At 64.8% G+C, this 17,202-nt stretch carries 25 protein-coding genes; 14 read left to right on the forward strand and 11 right to left on the reverse strand.

Going from position 1 to position 17,202, the window contains the following annotated elements; genetic code table 11:
* Positions 1-225 carry a hypothetical protein gene (locus ACVWY5_RS14945; protein ID WP_028332338.1) on the reverse strand — a complete coding sequence of 75 codons (225 nt, stop codon included), beginning with the start codon at positions 223-225 and terminating at the stop codon, positions 1-3.
* Between the two features lie 436 nt (positions 226-661).
* Here ACVWY5_RS14945 and ACVWY5_RS14950 point away from each other — a divergent pair, with 436 nt between their 5' ends.
* Both ACVWY5_RS14950 and ACVWY5_RS14955 read left to right on the forward strand, forming a co-directional pair.
* Positions 662-820 (forward strand): hypothetical protein, encoded by a 159-nt coding sequence (locus tag ACVWY5_RS14950; protein WP_167350432.1) that lies wholly within the window; start codon positions 662-664, stop codon positions 818-820.
* A gap of 41 nt (positions 821-861) precedes the next feature.
* Positions 862-1,269, forward strand: coding sequence for a hypothetical protein (locus ACVWY5_RS14955; protein ID WP_018271325.1), 408 nt, complete (start codon positions 862-864; stop codon positions 1,267-1,269).
* Positions 1,270-1,320: 51 nt separating this feature from the next.
* On the opposite strand, the gene ACVWY5_RS14960 is transcribed toward ACVWY5_RS14955, so the two are convergent.
* The 3 genes from ACVWY5_RS14960 to pdxR are packed head-to-tail and all read right to left on the reverse strand — an operon-like array spanning position 1,321 to position 3,288.
* The gene (locus ACVWY5_RS14960) at positions 1,321-1,566 is read right to left on the reverse strand and encodes a DUF6719 family protein (RefSeq protein ID WP_038377224.1); all 246 of its coding nucleotides are present in this window, start codon (positions 1,564-1,566) and stop codon (positions 1,321-1,323) included.
* An 11-nt stretch (positions 1,567-1,577) separates the two neighbouring features.
* Positions 1,578-1,727 (reverse strand): hypothetical protein, encoded by a 150-nt coding sequence (locus ACVWY5_RS14965; protein WP_167350431.1) that lies wholly within the window; start codon positions 1,725-1,727, stop codon positions 1,578-1,580.
* A gap of 46 nt (positions 1,728-1,773) precedes the next feature.
* Complete coding sequence (pdxR, locus tag ACVWY5_RS14970; protein ID WP_028332336.1) at positions 1,774-3,288, reverse strand: MocR-like pyridoxine biosynthesis transcription factor PdxR; 1,515 nt, start codon at positions 3,286-3,288, stop codon at positions 1,774-1,776.
* A gap of 106 nt (positions 3,289-3,394) precedes the next feature.
* Between pdxR and ACVWY5_RS14975 the strand changes: the two genes are divergently transcribed.
* Positions 3,395-4,087 carry a pyridoxamine 5'-phosphate oxidase family protein gene (locus tag ACVWY5_RS14975; RefSeq protein WP_370143909.1) on the forward strand — a complete coding sequence of 231 codons (693 nt, stop codon included), beginning with the start codon at positions 3,395-3,397 and terminating at the stop codon, positions 4,085-4,087.
* A 54-nt stretch (positions 4,088-4,141) separates the two neighbouring features.
* Positions 4,142-5,419, forward strand: a complete 1,278-nt coding sequence (locus ACVWY5_RS14980; RefSeq protein ID WP_028332334.1) for an ArgE/DapE family deacylase — start codon at positions 4,142-4,144, stop codon at positions 5,417-5,419.
* 195 nt (positions 5,420-5,614) lie between these two features.
* Here ACVWY5_RS14980 and ACVWY5_RS14985 read toward each other — a convergent pair whose 3' ends face one another.
* On the reverse strand, positions 5,615-6,400 hold the full coding sequence (locus tag ACVWY5_RS14985) for a cobalamin-binding protein (protein ID WP_028332333.1): 786 nt from the start codon (positions 6,398-6,400) through the stop codon (positions 5,615-5,617).
* Between the two features lie 148 nt (positions 6,401-6,548).
* Between ACVWY5_RS14985 and ACVWY5_RS14990 the strand changes: the two genes are divergently transcribed.
* Entirely contained in the window at positions 6,549-6,947 is a 399-nt protein-coding gene (locus ACVWY5_RS14990; protein ID WP_028332332.1) for a PaaI family thioesterase, read from the forward strand.
* Positions 6,948-7,086: 139 nt separating this feature from the next.
* Positions 7,087-7,710 carry a GNAT family N-acetyltransferase gene (locus ACVWY5_RS14995; protein WP_028332331.1) on the forward strand — a complete coding sequence of 208 codons (624 nt, stop codon included), beginning with the start codon at positions 7,087-7,089 and terminating at the stop codon, positions 7,708-7,710.
* Between the two features lie 135 nt (positions 7,711-7,845).
* Here ACVWY5_RS14995 and ACVWY5_RS15000 read toward each other — a convergent pair whose 3' ends face one another.
* The 3 genes from ACVWY5_RS15000 to ACVWY5_RS15010 all read right to left on the reverse strand — a co-directional run bounded on the left by ACVWY5_RS15000 (position 7,846) and on the right by ACVWY5_RS15010 (position 9,334).
* The gene (locus ACVWY5_RS15000; protein ID WP_016843036.1) at positions 7,846-8,154 is read right to left on the reverse strand and encodes a hypothetical protein; all 309 of its coding nucleotides are present in this window, start codon (positions 8,152-8,154) and stop codon (positions 7,846-7,848) included.
* An 89-nt stretch (positions 8,155-8,243) separates the two neighbouring features.
* The gene (locus ACVWY5_RS15005; protein WP_028332330.1) at positions 8,244-8,543 is read right to left on the reverse strand and encodes a putative quinol monooxygenase; all 300 of its coding nucleotides are present in this window, start codon (positions 8,541-8,543) and stop codon (positions 8,244-8,246) included.
* Between the two features lie 107 nt (positions 8,544-8,650).
* Positions 8,651-9,334: a DUF2161 family putative PD-(D/E)XK-type phosphodiesterase gene (locus tag ACVWY5_RS15010; protein ID WP_028332329.1), complete on the reverse strand. Its 684-nt coding sequence runs from the start codon at positions 9,332-9,334 to the stop codon at positions 8,651-8,653.
* Between the two features lie 133 nt (positions 9,335-9,467).
* Here ACVWY5_RS15010 and ACVWY5_RS15015 point away from each other — a divergent pair, with 133 nt between their 5' ends.
* Positions 9,468-9,812, forward strand: coding sequence for a GrlR family regulatory protein (locus ACVWY5_RS15015; protein WP_038377180.1), 345 nt, complete (start codon positions 9,468-9,470; stop codon positions 9,810-9,812).
* On the opposite strand, the gene fabG is transcribed toward ACVWY5_RS15015, so the two are convergent.
* A complete protein-coding gene (gene fabG / locus ACVWY5_RS15020; RefSeq protein ID WP_028332327.1) occupies positions 9,809-10,489 on the reverse strand; it encodes a 3-oxoacyl-ACP reductase FabG in 681 nt (226 codons plus the stop codon). The genes ACVWY5_RS15015 and fabG overlap by 4 nt on opposite strands.
* A 125-nt stretch (positions 10,490-10,614) precedes the next feature.
* Here fabG and ACVWY5_RS15025 point away from each other — a divergent pair, with 125 nt between their 5' ends.
* Positions 10,615-11,304 (forward strand): SGNH/GDSL hydrolase family protein, encoded by a 690-nt coding sequence (locus tag ACVWY5_RS15025; protein WP_028352417.1) that lies wholly within the window; start codon positions 10,615-10,617, stop codon positions 11,302-11,304.
* A gap of 134 nt (positions 11,305-11,438) precedes the next feature.
* Complete coding sequence (locus ACVWY5_RS15030) at positions 11,439-11,645, forward strand: hypothetical protein (RefSeq protein WP_035634033.1); 207 nt, start codon at positions 11,439-11,441, stop codon at positions 11,643-11,645.
* A gap of 71 nt (positions 11,646-11,716) precedes the next feature.
* Here ACVWY5_RS15030 and ACVWY5_RS15035 read toward each other — a convergent pair whose 3' ends face one another.
* A complete protein-coding gene (locus ACVWY5_RS15035) occupies positions 11,717-12,460 on the reverse strand; it encodes a tyrosine-protein phosphatase (protein WP_028332325.1) in 744 nt (247 codons plus the stop codon).
* An 85-nt stretch (positions 12,461-12,545) separates the two neighbouring features.
* Here ACVWY5_RS15035 and ACVWY5_RS15040 point away from each other — a divergent pair, with 85 nt between their 5' ends.
* The gene (locus tag ACVWY5_RS15040; RefSeq protein ID WP_028332324.1) at positions 12,546-12,857 is read left to right on the forward strand and encodes an MliC family protein; all 312 of its coding nucleotides are present in this window, start codon (positions 12,546-12,548) and stop codon (positions 12,855-12,857) included.
* Positions 12,858-12,943: 86 nt separating this feature from the next.
* Here ACVWY5_RS15040 and ACVWY5_RS15045 read toward each other — a convergent pair whose 3' ends face one another.
* Complete coding sequence (locus ACVWY5_RS15045; protein ID WP_028332323.1) at positions 12,944-13,156, reverse strand: DUF2735 domain-containing protein; 213 nt, start codon at positions 13,154-13,156, stop codon at positions 12,944-12,946.
* A gap of 539 nt (positions 13,157-13,695) precedes the next feature.
* Here ACVWY5_RS15045 and ACVWY5_RS15050 point away from each other — a divergent pair.
* From ACVWY5_RS15050 to ACVWY5_RS15065, 4 genes are all read left to right on the forward strand, one after another.
* Positions 13,696-14,730: a glutamine synthetase beta-grasp domain-containing protein gene (locus ACVWY5_RS15050; protein ID WP_024581543.1), complete on the forward strand. Its 1,035-nt coding sequence runs from the start codon at positions 13,696-13,698 to the stop codon at positions 14,728-14,730.
* Between the two features lie 198 nt (positions 14,731-14,928).
* On the forward strand, positions 14,929-15,633 hold the full coding sequence (locus ACVWY5_RS15055; protein WP_028332322.1) for a GrlR family regulatory protein: 705 nt from the start codon (positions 14,929-14,931) through the stop codon (positions 15,631-15,633).
* A gap of 5 nt (positions 15,634-15,638) precedes the next feature.
* The gene (locus ACVWY5_RS15060) at positions 15,639-16,325 is read left to right on the forward strand and encodes a substrate-binding domain-containing protein (RefSeq protein WP_028332321.1); all 687 of its coding nucleotides are present in this window, start codon (positions 15,639-15,641) and stop codon (positions 16,323-16,325) included.
* A 32-nt stretch (positions 16,326-16,357) separates the two neighbouring features.
* Positions 16,358-17,176, forward strand: a complete 819-nt coding sequence (locus tag ACVWY5_RS15065) for a tetratricopeptide repeat protein (protein WP_051376008.1) — start codon at positions 16,358-16,360, stop codon at positions 17,174-17,176.
* The last annotated feature ends 26 nt before the right edge of the window (positions 17,177-17,202 follow it).

A 17,202-nucleotide genomic window follows, 5' to 3' on the forward strand; every position in this document is an offset into this window, starting at 1 on the left:
CTAGCGCTCGGTTTGCCCGAACTGCTTCGCGCTGATGCCAAGGGCCGGCTTGACCTTCGAGTCGCGGCAGCCGACGAGGCGGACCAGCTTCTGCGGCGCGCACTCATTGTCGCCCATCACATAGGCGCCTTGCTGCGGCATCGCGGCCGTCATCTGTTGCTGGCCGGATTTGCTCGCCGCGGATTCATTGCCAACACCGATGTTGCCATTGCCCACGACTGACATCCTTCGTTGGATCGGGAGGGATCGGGATCACGACAACGTGCCACCGCGAAGATGGTTGCACGGCGCCCAAATATGAGTCGGCCAAACCGTCGCCCGGTTCACGCCGCCCTTGCTGTGCTGCTTCTCCTCTCAGCAGAGGAAAGTTAACAAAGCGCGCTAGCTCGTTCAGTTTGCACGCATAATTGGCCCTCGCTCCGGCAGTGGCCGGGGTCCGGCATTGTCGCGCGAAGTTTTCAACAGCCTATCAGCCACGCTCCTGCCGCTGAAATCATTGGTGTTTTCCGCCGAATGTTTCGTGGACCGCTGGTCGACGAAACAATTCCAGGTCCGACGAAACCATTTTCGGCTTGTTCCGCAGAACTCCGGAAACGGCAGATCGTTATCAGACCGTCACACAACGGCGCCGGATGCCGAGCGGAATAACGGAGACTGTCAGATGCGAACCATGAGCCTGATCCTCGCCTTCGCCTTTGTGATGGCCGGCTCGTCGATGGCAGGCTCGCCGGACAGCGGTTTGCCCGGGATCGGCACCTTCTCCTATAACGGCTCGCCGGTAGTCACCCCGGTCCCGATGGTGATGGCACAGGCCAACTGAGCGCGACGCAAAAAACAGAACTGCCGGTAAAGGCTCTCCCAATGGTGCTCCGTATCTGTTCCGCCGCGATGTTGGCATCGCTTGTCCTAATGGGGCCCTTGGCGGGCGCCGCGCAGGCCCAATCCCAGCTCCCCCTCGAATCGATGCAGATCCGCTCGCTGTACCGCGTGCCTGAACCGCGCGACGAGTTCGTGCGGCAATGCGCGCCCCATATGCTCGGCCGTTGGGCGCATCCCGAGGCCGTGTGCGGCTGCCTGCACGACCACGCCGCCGCGACCGTGGACGATCCCGACCTGCGCCAGGCGCTGCTGCGCGGCATCAGCGAGACCGGCGTGCCGACCATCGAGACCGATTGGGTGCCGCCGTCCAAGCAGGGCGAGATCGGCCCGACCTTCACCAAGATCGCCAAGCCGACCCTGCAATGCATGTTCGAGCCGGTCTCGAACTGAGCTGAGCATCAAAGCAATGAGGACCGCAGCGCCTCGCGACAGCGGGGCGTTTTACTTTTTGGCGAGGCGCGGCACGCAGCTGCGGGTCCGCACCACGCCGTTCTCGCTCAGCCTGGAGCCGACGACCTGCTTGATCTGCCCGGCCGGGCACGAGCCGTCATCGACAAGGACGCGCTGGCCGACCCGCAGATCGACGATGTCGCCCTCACGCATGTAGGACTGCTCTGCAGCGGCGGATTGAGCCATCGCGCCAAGAGCCGCGACGCTGACCAGCGCGACGAATCCCAAGCGCGGCATGGCGGCCTCCTTCACTTGTTCTGGATCTTGAGCCCGTCGGGGCCGACATTGATCTGAAGGCCTTCGGGCTGCTTGTTCGCCTGATAAAGATTGTAGCCGAGCATGCCTGCGATCACGACCAGCGCGGCGATCACGAGATACAGGACGTTGCGATTTGGCATCCGGTATCTCCGTAAGCTCGCACTGACTGAACGCGGGCGACCTTAGTCAGGTGACTGCGATTCTCCTAGAGCGCTGCGGCTTGGCGGATGGCTTGACCGATGTCTTGCGCGTCGCGCGCAGCGCAGCGAGCGTAGTCTTCGCCAGTCGTACCGCCGACGCGACGAGTTGCGGAACCGGATGGCCGGAAAATCCCAGTACGAAGCCGGGCAGTGGCGGCGCGCGATGATAGGTCTCGGCGAGCAGCCAGCCGCCGACGCCGGCATTAGCCTTTGCTTGCGCGGCTATCAGCGGATCGGTCGTGGGATCGAGCCGCGCCACGAGGTGCAGGCCCTGCGAGGGCACGGGAACCGTGAGCTCGCCCTCCGATGCATTGGCAAGCGTCGACGCCAGGACGTCGCGCGCCTCGCGATAGAGTTTGCGCGATTTGCGCAAGTTGGCCGCGAAGGCGCCGGAGTTCAGCATGTCGGCGACCGCGCCTTCCATCAAAGTGGCGGGAAAGCGGTCGAGCGCGGCGCGCGCCGCCGTCACCGGGCCGATCAAGGCTTCGGGCAGGGCGCAATAGCCGATCCGCAATCCGGGAAACAGCGTCTTCGCAAACGTGCCCATGTAGATCACGCGGCGCAGATGATCGATGCCGGCGAGCGACAACAGCGGCGCGCCGTCGTAGCGGAACTCGCTGTCGTAGTCGTCCTCGAACACGAAAGCGCCGGCGTCCCGTGCCCAGTCGAGCAGCTCGAGCCGGCGCGGCATCGCCATTTGCACGCCGAGCGGAAACTGGTGCGAGGGTGTGACATAGGCGGCGCGCGCTTGCGGCGCGGACGCGCGCCCCTTGTCGATGCGCATGCCCGACAGGTCGACCGGCACCGACACCGGACGATAGCCGCAATGCTCGATCGCGCGCCGCGCCGCCGGATAGCCGGGGTCTTCGCACCAGACCTGGTCGCCGGGCTTGAGGATCGCCCCGAGCACGATGCGCAGGGCATGCAGCGTGCCGGACGCCAGCATGATTTGGTCGGGATCGCAGCGCAGCCCGCGCGCCGACAGAAGATGGTCCGATATCGCCGCGCGCAGCTCGCTACTGCCGCGGGGATCGCCGTAATGCAGATGCTCGGACCCGAACGCGCGCAGCCTGCGGCCGGCAAAGGCGCGGAAGCGCTGCAGCGCGCGCTCGTCGATATGCGTGCAGCCGAGCGACAGCGCGTTGTGCTGCGGCGGCTCGATCGCGATCCTTGCGCGGCGGGGCGCGGCGGCCTGCGCCGGAATGCGCGCCGCGACGAAGGTTCCGGAGCCCGTGGTTGCCACCGCAAAGCCGTCGGCGATCAGCCGCTCGTAGGCCGTGGTGACGGCGTTGCGGCGGAAGCCGGTCTGCTTGGCGAGCGCGCGCGACGGCGGCAGCGGCTCGCCCGGCTTGACGAGGCCGCCGACGATCGCTTGGCACAGCGCCTGATAAAGCCGCTGCTGCGAGGCCGCGCCGGGGGTGACGTGCGGGCCGGCGAGGTCGAGCGGCACCTCGGCCTTGCGCGCCGTGGGCTCCCGGGAATTGGTCGGAATTTTTCGCATGGAATTGGCACTATCGCAGACCAAATGAGCCGGTACAACTCTGGACAGATTCCAGATTTCGAAAGGCACCACCGTGACCGAAGGCGCATCCGTTCCGTCCTACCCCATGTCGTCCCGCAACCGGGTGAAGCGGCGCCACGACCGCGGTTTCTACGACCACGTCACCGTGCACAAGATCCTCGACGCCTCGATGCTGTGCCACGTCTCCTACGTGATCGACGGCCAGCCCTATTGCACGCCGACCTTCTTCTGGCGCGAGGGCACCAGGCTCTACTGGCACGGCTCGAGCGCGAGCCGGATGCTGGAGAACCAGTCCGAAGGGCAACGCGTGTGCCTGACGGTCGCCCATCTCGACAGCCTGGTGCTGGCGCGCTGCGGCTTCAACCACTCGGCCGACTATCGCGCGGTGATGGCGTTCGGGTCAGCCTATCTCGTCACCGACCCCGCAGAGAAGGAACGCGCGATCGTCGCGATGGTCGACCGTTTCTTTCCCGAGCGCACCGCGAGCCTGCGTGCCAGCAACAAGCAGGAGATCAAGGCGACCTCGTTCATCGCGATGGAGATCGAGGAGGCCTCGGCAAAAATTCGCGCCAAGGGCGTCGCCGACGATGACGAGGATTACGAGTTGCCGATCTATGCCGAGCGTATTCCGGTGCGCACCGTGCTCGGCGCGCCTGAGCCGTGTCCACGACTGCTCGACGGCGTGACGCGGCCGAAGACGCTCGATGGCTATTCGGAGGGCCGGCTGCTCGAAGATGCATTGCGGGATGCCTATTTTGCGCAATACAAGGCGGAGTGAAATCGGGCTACGGTGCGGCTCCCGCCTGATCTGTTTTCCCGATGGAGCCAAAGCATGACTGCCGAGACGCAACAACGAATCCTTGCCGCCGTTGACGAGGGATTCGATGCGCAGCTTGCGACGACGCAGGCCTTTGTCGCGATCCCCTCGACCCGCGGCGCCGAGGGGCCGTGCCAGGACATGATCGGCGATCTCCTGCGCGAGCGCGGCTACGAGGTCGACGACTGGCACATCAATCTCGACGAACTGAAGGACCTGCGCGGCTTCGGCCCGATCGAGCATGATTTCTCGAAGGCGCGCACGGTGGTCGGCACCTACCGTCCGGCCACCAATGCTGGCAAATCGCTGATCCTGCAGGGCCACTGCGACGTCGTGCCGACCGGTCCGCTCGAGATGTGGGAGACGCCGCCGTTCTCGCCCGTCATCAAGGACGGCAGGATGTATGGCCGCGGCGCCTGCGACATGAAGTCAGGCACCATCGCCGCGCTCTATGCGCTGGATGCGATCAGGAAGGCCGGCCTGAAGCCGACGGCGCGGATTCACTTCCAGTCCGTCATCGAGGAGGAGAGCACCGGCGTCGGCGCGCTCTCGACCTTGCAGCGCGGCTATCGCGCCGATGCATGCTTCATCCCGGAGCCGACCAACGGCACGATGATCCGCTCGCAGGTCGGCGTGATCTGGTTCCGCCTGAAGGTGCGCGGTTTCCCGGTGCATGTGTTCGAAGCCGGCGCGGGCTCGAACGCGATCATGGCGGCGTATCATCTGGTGCACGCACTGGAGCAGCTCGAGATCGCCTGGAACGAGCGCGCCAAGGCCGACCGCCATTTCAAGGACGTCAATCACCCGATCAATTTCAATCCGGGCATCATCAAGGGCGGCGACTGGGCCTCCAGCGTGCCGGCCTGGTGCGACGTCGACTGCCGCATCGCGGTCTTGCCGGGCTGGTCGATCGCCGAGTGCCAGAAGGAGATTTTGGCTTGCGTGTCGGCGGCGGCGCGCGATCATCGCTTCCTCTCCAACAATCCGCCGCAGGTCGAATGGTCGGGCTTCCTGTCGGAAGGCTACGAGCTGGTGAACTCCGAGGCACCGGAAGCCGCCTTCGCCAAGGCGCACGAAGTCGTCTATGGCGGCGCGGTGGAAGACCGCGCCTTCACCGCGTTGACCGATACGCGCTTCTACGGCCTCAACCACAACATCCCGAGCCTCTGCTTCGGCGCCAGTGGCGCGGCGATGCACGGCTTCAACGAATATGTCGAGCTGGAGTCGCTGCGGAAAGCGACCAAGGCGATGGCGCTGTTCATCGCGGAATGGTGCGGCGTGGAGAAGGCGTAGCCACAGTCTGCGCCCCTCACTCAGTATTGCGCGCGATAGCGCAACAAATCCGGCGTCGTCCCGGTGAAGGCCGGGACCCATACTCCGCAGCGGATGTTGTGATCGGGACTCGTCCTTGCAGCGCTGCAGATCAATCAAGATTTGTGGTTATGGGTTCCGGCTCCGTGCGCAATCGGCCAGGACGACGCTGAAGGCTCAACGCTCTGCCCACAACGCCTTCACGATCGCATCGAGCCCATCGGTCAACGCCGCGGGGCCGGGCTGCAGGATGATGGGCGACTTGATCTCGACGATGCGGTCGTTGCGCACCGCCGGGATGTCGCGCCAGCCCTCACGCTTGCGGATGCGGTCGGGCACGACCTTCTTGCCGCACCAGGACGCCAGGATCACGTCGGGCATCGCCACGCGCACGGCGTCAGGCGTGACGATGCGATCCTTGGCCGCCTGGTGCGCGCGCAGATGCGGCAGCGCATCGGTGCCGCCGGCGATCTCGATCAGTTCGGACACCCAGCCGATGCCGCTGATCAGGGGATCGTCCCATTCCTCGAAATAGACCTTTGGCCGCGGTGCCGGACGCGGCGTTGCGGCGATCGTGGCCAGCCGTTGTTTGAGGTTTTGTGCGAGCCGGTCGGCGCGGTCGGCGGCACCGACCATCGCGCCCAAGGTGCGGATCATCGCGAGGATGCCGGCGACGTCGCGCTGGTTGAAGACGTGGACGGCGACGCCGGCGCGCACGAGATCGCCCACGATGTCGGCCTGCAGATCGGAGAAGGCGAGCACCAGATCGGGGTCGAGCGCGAGGATTTTTGGCATGTCGGCCGAGATAAACGCCGAAACGCGCGGCTTCTCGCGGCGGACCTGCGGTGGCCGCACCGCATAGCCGGAGACGCCGACGAGGCGGTCCTGCTCGCCGAGCAGATAGAGCGTCTCGACCGTCTCTTCGGTCAGGCAGACGATCCGGCGGGGAGGGAAGTCGCGCATATCAGGCGGTATGCAGGCTCGGAGGCATATTGTCACTGATGTCATGACGTCATTCGCGCCATTACCTCAGACGTCATTGCCGGGCCCGCTCGGGCAATCCATCATGCCGATACCAACCTCGAAGAAGGCCACAAAGCAGGGAGTGCCCATGACGCCGCTCGAAAAGATCCAGTCGATGAAGATGCCGTTTGCGGAACTGAAGGGCGTGACCTTCATCGAGGCCGATCAGGACCGGGTGGTCGCGAAAATGGTGGTGCGGCCGGACCTCTGCACCCTCCGCAACACGATCCATGGCGGCGCGGTGATGGCCTTTGCGGACTCGGTCGGCGCCGCCGCGACCGTGATCAACCTGCCTGAGGACGCCAAGGGCACCACGACGCTGGAGAGCAAGACCAACTTCATCGGCGGCGCCAAGGAGGGGACGACCGTGATTGCGACCGCAACACCGGTTCACCGCGGGCGGCGGACCCAGGTGTGGCAGACCAGGCTAGAGACCGAAGACGGCAAGCTGGTCGCGGTGGTGACCCAGACGCAGCTGGTACTATGATGGGGCGATAATGTGATTTTCCAATCACCGCATGCCTTAATTGAATGAATCTCGACACTTGAATTTTATGGTGCGTCGCACAATATAGGGATTGCTAGGGACTCGACGCCTCCTCGAGGGCTACCAAGAGGAGTATGAAATGAACTATGATTCCATTCGTCCGACGCCCGCCAAGGGCACCGTGCGGACGTTGAGCCAGCAGGAAGAGCTTCCTCTGCTGCGCGATCACCTGCTGCGGCTGGATCGCGCCAGCCGTCATGATCGTTTTCATGGCTTCATCGACGACAGTTTCATCCGCCGCTACGCCGAGCGCTGCGCCAATGACGGCACGGTCATCATCGCCTATTTCGAGGACGGCGTGGTCCGCGGCGCGGCCGAGTTGCATCCGCCGGAGCAGTCACCGGATGCCCAGCCCGAGATCGCCTTCAGCGTCGAGCGATCGGCGCGGCGGAAGGGCGTCGGCAGCACCCTGTTCCGCAAGCTGATCGTCGAGGCGCACGCCAAGGGGTACGGCAGCCTGCGCGTCACCACCGGCGCACAGAACGATGCGATGCGGGCGCTCGCCACCAAGTTCGGTGCCCAGTTGACCTTCCGTCACGGGGAGTCGACCGGCAGCATCGACCTGACCGAGCAGCAGCAGCCCGAAGCGGCGCCAGCTGTCGCCGCGGTGACGCCGGTCGAGGCTGCGCGCGCGATCGTCGACATGAACCGCGCCTATTGGCGCATGGTGATGCAGATCTCCGGCTGGGGCCGGGCGGCCTGAGTCGGTAGCGTTTCCAAGCGAAGTGGATCCCGCTTCGCGTGAGGGAAACGCGTCGAACAAGAATCTCGGATCAAACGAAAAGGGCAATCCATTCAACGGATTGCCCTTTTTCTTTCAGCAATTGGATGGTGCGTCTCAGGTGCCGGTGCGCTTGTCGGTCGCAAAGCGGCGGACCACGCGGCGCTCGACCACGACGGAGCGCTGCGCGCCCTGTTCGCCGGCGATGACGCGGGTTGCCGTGCCGGTGCGGGCACTGACGCGCGCGGTCTTCTTCACCTCGGCGAGCACATCGTCATAGGGCAGCCCCATCAGGGCCGACGCGATCTCGGCCTGGGCCTCCACGTCATCGGTGATGCCGATGGCGGCGAAGATTGCTTCTTCCAGCGTCGGCGGATCATGCCGCACGCGCCGGGTGCCATACTTGGTATTCCAGTCTCCGCTCATCGCCGCCTCATCATTGAATCGCGGGAGATACGTAAGGTCCCCAATGTTGCATTGCAATATGAATGTGAGATGGCAATCCAGCCATGCAGCTAGAGTCTCTCAATCTTGTGAGCGTCATAAAGTTCGATGGTGGTCGCCGCGGCCGCGAGAGATTGCAGCAAACGGACGAAATCGCGTGACGCGGGGACCTCGAAATGCGCCGCCAGCGCGGCGCGGTCGGCCCATTGCTCGAAGAACACCAGTCTGAGCGGATTCTCGCAGTCGACATGGACTGCGTGGGAGATGCAGCCGGGCTCGGAACGAGAGCGATGCACGTGCTCGAGGCTCAGCCGCCGTGCCTCGTCGAACGAGTCGGGGCGGGCGGTGACGCTGCCGGTGACGACGATCATGATATCCCCCTCCAATGCGCGATGAAGCCAAGTCATCATCGCGCTTTAGGTTCTTGTTTGAGCGTGATCTTTTCGGAAAACCGCTTCGCACTTTTCCGGATCATGCCCTACGGGGTGGCTTCTGCCCCGGATGCACTCATCTGTTGCTGCGGCCAGCGCTTCAGCGCGGCGCGACCGGCATCGGTCAGCACATAGATGCCGCGCTCGGCGCGATCGAACCAGCCATAGACATTATGCAGCAGGATCTTGCCGGCGTCGGGAATATCCGCGCGGAGGTCGCGCACCCGCCGCGGCCCATCCGAAAGCGCACAGGCGCAGGCCAGCGCCTGCTGCCGGTAGGCGGTCATGATCGGCGCCCGCGTCGATCCGCCCATTGCGGGATCGCCCTTGCGTTTCCGGTGCTCGGCGATCAGCCGTGAACGCTTCTTCGGATTGCGGCGCGGCGCCGCGGTCGGCGGCGGCACCAGCACCTCGACGTCGCCGCGATCGGTGACGCCGAGCATGCCGAAGCCGAGCCGCCGGCAAAGATTGCGATAGCGCGCGTCGCTCTCGCGGCCCTTGCCGCGGGCCGACACCTTTGCCGCGATCCAGACCTCGTCGGCGGCTCCGGCGCGATCGACGGCCTGCAGGATCAGTTCGAGATTGAAGGCGAGCTTGAGTTCACCGATCACGACGACGGGTGGATCATCGCCGCTCAGCGCCACGAGATCGCAGCCACCGATCTCGCCCTTCACCGTGAGGCCGAGCTTTTCCAGGAAGCGTTTGACGGGCAGATAAAGCGCGGTTTCCAACAGGCAGGCTCCTGCGGCATGGGCCGCGACTCGGTGCGCCAGCATAGCGCGGAATTGCGCCCGCCGAGGCGAATGGAATTTGCCCAAGGCACGGCCGAGCGGCTATTGTGGGAACCGGGACCAGGCGCAGCTCATGATCCGGAACGGGCTCTATCACATCACCGTCGAATTTCTCGACGGCGTCTCTGGCGGCAACCAGGGCGTCATGGTGCTGCGCGACGGACAGATGCGCGGCGGCGACTCGTTTTTCTTTGCCTACGGCAGCTACACCGCAGCCGATGGCAAGTGGAAGGGCGAGGTCACCAACGAGGAGCATTCGCCGACCTATGGCGAGCGCCCGGTATGGGAACGCAAGGTGGTCACGATCGGATTTACCGGCACATACACCGACCAGACCGCCGAAGGTGACGGCATGGCGCTCGCCGGCAAGCAGAGCATCCGCTTCAGGTCGACGCTGCGGCTGCTGGTTGCGGACTAAACCCGCCCGTTGACCGGCAGCAGCGCGCCGGTGACGGCGCTCGCGGCATCGCTGGCGAGGAACAGGATCACGTCGGCGAGCTCCTTCGGCGTCACCCATTTGGAGATGTCGGCCTTCGGCATCGCGGCGCGGTTGGCGGCGGTGTCGATGATCGAGGGCAGCACCGCGTTGACCGTGACCTTGCCCTTGAGTTCCGCGGCGAGCGACTCGGTGAGGCGATGCACGCCGGCCTTCGAGGCGGCGTAGGGACCCATGCCGGAGGCGGCCTGCAAGGCACCGAGCGCGCCGATATTGATGATCCGGCCGGCGCCCGATTTGGTGAGATGCGGGATGGCGGCGCGCGAGGTGTTGAGCGCCGTCATCACGTTCATCGCATACATGCGCTGCCAGGTCGCCGGATCGCCGTCGCCGACCGCCTCGAAGGTAAAGCCGCCGGCGATGTTGATCAGCCCGTCGAGCCGGCCGAAATGCGCGGCCGCCTTGTCGATCGCGGCGGTCGCCTGCGCAGTGTCGGTGAGGTCGACACCGCCCAACTCGATATGGTCGGCCGTCGCCGCAAGCGTTGACGCGGCATGATCGATGCCGGCGACGCGCGCGCCGCGCGCCAGCGCCTCCGTGGCGACCACTTTGCCAAGCGCGCCGAGGGCGCCCGTGATGACGATGGCTTTTCCGTGCATGGCGGTCTCCGCATTCGCGAGCAAACGAATGCCCACTATGATCAGGCGGAATTCATTTGCAATGCCGCCAATTTCGCCGCCTACTGCGCGTATTTATCAATTCATTCACCTCAAGGGTGTTTGCGATGCCGACACTCAGACCGTGCGAAACCCATCTCGATGTCGTCAGGTTCGGACACAAGCTGCCGCACTTCGCGGATGCGCTGCGGCATCAGCGCAAGATCAAGCTGGTGGCGCTCGGATCGTCGTCGACCGCGGGCGCCGACAACATCCTGCCGTTCCCGCCGCGGCTCGAGATGCTGCTGCGGCAACGCTTCTTCGGCCGGATGATCGACGTGATCAATCGCGGGATCGGCGGTCAGGAGGCGCCGGAGGAATATTCGCGCATCGAGTCCGACGTGACGGCTGAGGCGCCGGTGCTGGTGATCTGGCAGGTCGGCACCAACGCCGTCTACAAGAGCTACAATCCGGCCGAGGTGCGCGCGACGCTGGAGGCCGGGCTCGACGTGCTCGCAGCGCTTCCGCTTGACGTGGTCGTGATGGATTCCCAGTACACGCAGGCGATCGTCGGCACGGAAGCTGCGCTCAATCTCGCCAACGTGATCATGCCGATGATCGCCGAAGTGACTGCAAGCAAGAAGGTGAATCTGTTTAGCCGGTTCGCGCTGATGAAGCACTGGACCGATGACGGGATTCCACTCGCCGAGCTCGACGATGGCGGGCAGCTTCATACCAGCGAATGGGCGACCAATTGTGTGACCCAGTCGCTGTTCGGCGCGATCGACGACGCATTGAAGCCGGAGGCGATCACGTAAGCCCAACAACGTCGGCCCGACTACGTAAGACTACGGGGTAGGGCCTGTTGGATAAAATTTGCAGTAGTTCTGTAAGTCGTTCGCAGAACCCTTTCCTTAGAAGCGGAACTCCAGCCAAGGTAGGGGTTATGCGAATGGGAAATCTTCCGGATCACGGTTTACCGCTCGTTCAGCTTAAGGAGCAGCGGCGCGATCTCGTGGTGGCGCTGCAAAACCGCAAGGGACCGGTGGGCAGCTGGGAATTGATGCAGATCGCCGCGATCCAGCAGGCGATCTCGGCGTTCGAGGATGTGATTGCCGACCTCGATGCGGAGCTCGAGCTCGAGGCCGCAGCGGCCTGAGCTTTTTTAGTTCAGCCGCTTTTCTTCACGCGAACCGGTGTGCACGTCGCTCGAAAAGTCGGGCGAACTGATCAGGCCTGCAGATAGCGGCCTTCGAGCGCCTGGCGCTCGGCCTGGCCGAGCCCGAGGCCTTCGCGGAAATAACCGTCGAGGCTGCCATAGTCGGCATCGATCGCCTCGAATGCAGCCTCCAGAAATGCCGCGCGCACGGTGCCGAGCACCTGCTTGACGTCGTCAGGCAGCTCAGTGCTGTGGGCCGGGTCGCGCTTGTAGAAGTGATTGGTCAGGAGATAGTCGTCCGCGATCACCTGATCGGACACGCCGAGTGCGTGCAGGATCAGCGCGCAGGCAAAGCCGGTGCGATCCTTGCCGGCGGTGCAGTGGATCACGAGCGGCGCCCGGTCTTCCAGCAGATGAGCAAACAGCGTGCGGTAGCGCGCCGTGTTGTCCTGCACATAGCCCCGGTAGGAGTCCCGCATCACGTCGATCGCATCGGCTTCCGAGAGCTGACGGTTGCTGGCGATCTCGCGCAGCGAAGCCACCACGGTCGGCTCGACCGGGAGTGAATGCACGGTGACGTCGCTCATGCCGCACAGCGCCTCGGCGCGCTCGGCGACGCCGCGGAAATCGAACGCGCTCCTGACCCCGAGCGAGCGCACCACGGCAATGTCCTGCTCGGTGAGGTGTGCAAGATGGTTGGAGCGGAAGATCTGGCGCCAGCGCACCGTCCGCCCGTCGCGCGTCTGGTAGCCGCCAAGGTCGCGAAAATTGCTGGCGCCGGCGAGATTGAGATGACGGGCAGGGGCTTCGGACATCGGGCGGGCCTGTTGCAGCTGATGAGGTCTTGGCGCAGGAATAGCGGCGCAGACAGGTCTATAACCGGCCCGTTGGGGGGAGAATATGACTTATCGCGGGGGCGCCATTGTCATCGGCGCAATTCTTTTCGAGCTCTTTGGTTCCTCGAACGTGTCGGCGCAGTCCGCCTTCCGGAATTATCATTGCGCTGACGGCACGCAGTTCATTGCCGGGTTCTTCAACGGGGATACGCGCGCGCATCTGCAACTCGACGGCAAGGCGGTGACGCTGAAGAAGCGCCTGTCGCTGACTGGCACGCGCTACAAGGGCGGCGGGGTCACGCTCGAGATCAGCCGGGCCGGGCTTGCCAGGCTCCGGCATGCGAGGCGGCCGGCGACGGCCTGCGAGCTGGCATAAAAAAGGGCCGAAACGCTCGCGTTCCGACCCTTGTTATTCTGCTGCTGTCTGACGTTTTTGCGTCGCGCCCCTCGATCGCATCTGCATCAGTGATCGCGGCCTGGCTTGGCGTCGTCGATGGCCGCCTGATGGTACCAGCTCTCGCTGCAGGCCGAGGTCTCGACCTCAGCGGCGAGTTCGAGCGCGGTCCGCGCCTCGCCGTAGCGGCGTCCGCCGAGAGCCGCGCGGCCCCCTGCCGGGAATTGATAGATTGTTGCCGATCCCTGGATCGGTCGTTGGTTTTGGCCCGTGGTGATCATGTCAAAGTCTCCTTTGGCCGGAGCGAGCCTCCATGGTGCGCCCGACTCATTCGCGTGTGGTTACCGTGTTTTCGATATCGGCCCGGGCTGGGCGGGGTGCAAGTGACCAAGAAATAGTCATTGTTTGGTCAATTCGTGGGCAGATTCGGGTTTGCTTCCTGTGAGGCAGGATGCAGCTGACCAACGCTTGAGCCGCGACGATGGTTGCGGGGCACCCGATCGTTCGACACGAACTGTCACATGGCCCTGCCGCCGCATTAAGCGGCAGGCGATGCCGTAGCCGAATTTGCTGCAGAAACGGGCGGTGGAGGGCGCTGGGAGAAGATTTTGACTGACCGCGGCGCATGCCAGCCGCGCTGCTATGTCGCAGAAAAAAATGCGATCTCCGCTGTGGACATCCGCGGCCGGGCGGCCGCCGCAGTGCAGCGACTGGCATTTTAATTGCTTAGTAAGAGCCGGCCGATGGTGGCCGGGTACGCGTGCGGCGGCCGACTGGCTTTCGGTTCCTCACGGTTTTGCATCATCAACAGAGAGGTTCAATGACCAAGTACAAGCTCGAGTATATCTGGCTCGACGGATATACGCCGACGCCGAGCCTGCGCGGTAAGACGCAGATCAAGGAATTCGCGTCGTTCCCGACCCTCGAACAGCTTCCGCTGTGGGGTTTTGACGGTTCGTCCACCCAGCAGGCTGAAGGCCACAGCTCTGACTGCGTGCTGAAGCCGGTCGCCTGCTATCCCGACGCCGCGCGCGAGAACGGCGTGCTGGTGATGTGCGAAGTCATGATGCCCGACGGCAAGACGCCGCATGTCTCGAACAAGCGCGCCACCGTTCTGGATGACGAAGGCGCTTGGTTCGGCTTCGAGCAGGAATACTTCTTCTACAAGGACGGCCGTCCGCTCGGCTTTCCGGAAGAGGGTTATCCGGCGCCGCAGGGCCCGTACTACACCGGCGTCGGCTACAAGAACGTCGGCAGCGTCGCCCGCAAGATCGTCGAAGAGCATCTCAATCTCTGCCTCGCCGCCGGCATCAACCACGAAGGCATCAACGCCGAAGTGGCGAAGGGCCAGTGGGAATTCCAGATCTTCGGCAAGGGCTCCAAGACCGCCGCTGACCAGATGTGGATGGCCCGCTACCTGATGCTGCGCCTCACCGAGAGCTACGGCATCGATATCGAATTCCATTGCAAGCCGCTCGGCGACACCGACTGGAACGGCTCGGGCATGCACGCCAACTTCTCGACCAAGTACATGCGCGAAGTCGGCGGCAAGGAGTACTTCGAGAGCCTGATGAAGGCCTTCGACAAGAACCTGATGGATCACATCGCCGTCTACGGCCCGGACAACGACAAGCGCCTGACCGGCAAGCACGAGACCGCGCCCTGGAACAAGTTCAGCTACGGCGTGGCTGACCGTGGTGCCTCGATCCGCGTGCCGCACTCGTTCGTCAACAACGGCTACAAGGGCTATCTGGAAGACCGCCGCCCGAACTCGCAAGGCGACCCCTACCAGATCGCTTCGCAGATCCTGAAGACGATCTCCGAGGTTCCGACCGGCGCCAAGGCTGCGGCTTAAGTGGCTGCGGGCTAAGCTGCTATCGGACCCGGATGGAGCCATCCGGTACCGCAAATCGGGTCCGCCAGGGCGACAGCCTTGGCGGACCTTCGCTATTTAGCGATACCCTTTGCAGGTGGCGTTCCGCCGAAACCGGTTTCGCTGCGTTATGAACCGCGCTAGATAACGGGTGCATGTTGGCTGCCGGGGACGCGGCGCTTGTTTGAGGGGTTTTACAAGGTCCGGTTCGAACTCGGCGGCGCCGTCGGCCGCAGCGTGATGTATGTCGGCGACGGCAAGATGCTGGGCGGCAACTCGGCGTTCGCCCATATCGGCACCTACGAGAAAGCCGGCGACGAGGTGGCAGTCGAGATCCAGACCGTCCGCCACAATCCCGATCCGAACTACCGCGCGATGGCCGGTACCGATGATGCCACGCTGATTGCCAAAGGCCGGCCGGACGGCGAACTCTATCGCTTCAAGGGCGAGCTGAAGGAGCTGCCCGGCGTGCCGTTCCAGTCGATGATGACGCCGATCACCGGGGAGGACATCCCGATCGCCGGCAGGGTCGGCGAGGGCGGCGTCATCAACGGGCTCTATTCGATCCGCATCCGCGTGCTCGACGGGGTCGACGGCAGCCTCACCGGCGTGATGCTGCTGAACGACGGCCGCATCCTTGGCGGCGATGCCTTCTTCTACTATCTCGGCACCTACACCTCCGAGAAAGGCCGCTGGAAGGGCCAGATCCTCAATCAGGAGCACACTTCGGCGATGGGCGAGCATCCGATCTTTGGCGGCCACGAGGTCGGCATCGGCTTTGCAGGCACCTGCGACGCCGAGGGCGCCGTGTTGGAGGCGACCGCGCTTGCCGGCAAGCGCAGCCTGCGCCTTACGGCCGCGCTCAAGCTGATGCGGCGGGCATAGGCCATATGGGCAATTCGGTTCGCGTTCTTTCGACGCTGGCGCTGAAGGGCGCGGTCGCGCGGCTTGCCGAGGCCTATCAGGTGGCAAGCAGTGTCCGGATCGACGCCGATTTCGCCCCGACGCTGGCATTGCTCGAACGCCTGCGCGGCGGCGAGGGCGCCGACCTCGTGATCCTGACCCGCGAGGGCCTCGATGAAATGATCGGCGAGGGCCGCGTTGCGCGGGAGAGCGCAGTGGATCTTGCGCGCTCCTATGTCGGCGTCGCGGTGAAGGCGGGGGCCGCGCATCCCGACATCGCGACTGAAGCCGCGCTGCGTGCGGCGCTGCTCGGTGCGCGGGCGGTGGCCTATTCGCGGCTCGGCGCCAGCGGCATCCTGTTCGCGCAGCTGATCGAGCGTCTCGGCATTGTGGAGGCGATCAACGCGCGGGCGGTGATCGTTCCGAGCGGATTCACCGCGGAAAAGCTCGTCAGCGGCGACGCCGACCTTGCAATCCAGCAGATCAGCGAGTTGAAGCAGATCGAGGGCATCGAGGTCGTCGGGCCGATTCCGCTGGATTTGCAGGTCCCGGCGGTGTTCTCCGCCGGCCGCATGGCAGCGTCGCAGCGCGCAGCGGCCGCCGATGATCTGCTGCGCTATCTGTCGTCGGCTGACGTCGCGCCGGTGCTGCGCGAGACCGGGCTCGAGCCATGAATTCGCCCGCACCGCGACGCAACCTGCTTGTCATGTTCAAACCACTTCACGCGATTGTCTTTGCTGCGGCGCTGGCCGCGCCCGTGCTTGCCCACGCACAATCGGCCGACCTCGTGCTGTGCGACCGGCTTGCCGCCGATCCCACCGATCCCGACAAGCCGGCCGACGTGAAGGGCGTGCCCGATATCGCGTCGGCCGACATCGCGACCGCGATCAAGTACTGCGCGGTGGCGGCAAGATCGTCGCGCCGGGCGATGTACGAGCTCGGCCGGGCCTATGCCGTCAACCGGCAGACCGCGGAAGCCGCAAGCGCGTGGCGCAAGGCCGCCGACAAGGGCTCGACGTCGGCGATGGTCGAGCTCGGCGTGCTCTACGGCAACGGCACCGGCGTTGCCAAGGACGAAGCGCAGGCGCGCAAATTGTTCGAGCGCGCGGCGCAGGCCGGCAACGCGCGCGGCGTCAGCAACCTTGCGGCGCTCGGCGGCGGGGCGGCGGCTGATCCGGCACGCGCGCGCGAATTGCTTGCCAGGTCCGCCGAGACCAATGCCGAAGCGCAGTACCAGCTCGGCATGATGCTGGCCGAAGGCAAAGGCAGCGCGCAGGACGATGCCGGCGCGCGGGCGCTGTTCGAGAAGGCCGCCGCGCAGAACCATCCGGGCGCGCTGGAGCGGCTGGGCGCCTTCGCGCAGGCCGGTCGCGGCGGGCCGAAGGATAGCGATGCCGCAAAAGCCTATTACGAGCGGGCGGCGGCGCTCGGCGATGAGGATGCCAAGAAGGCGCTGGAGCGGGCCCGCTGTCCCTACGTCATCAAGGACAAGCGCGGCAATCCCGTGACCAATCTGTGCTTCTAAGCAAACTGGAACGCTCGCCGCGGCAT

This window comes from Bradyrhizobium sp. USDA 3256, assembly GCF_054058275.1.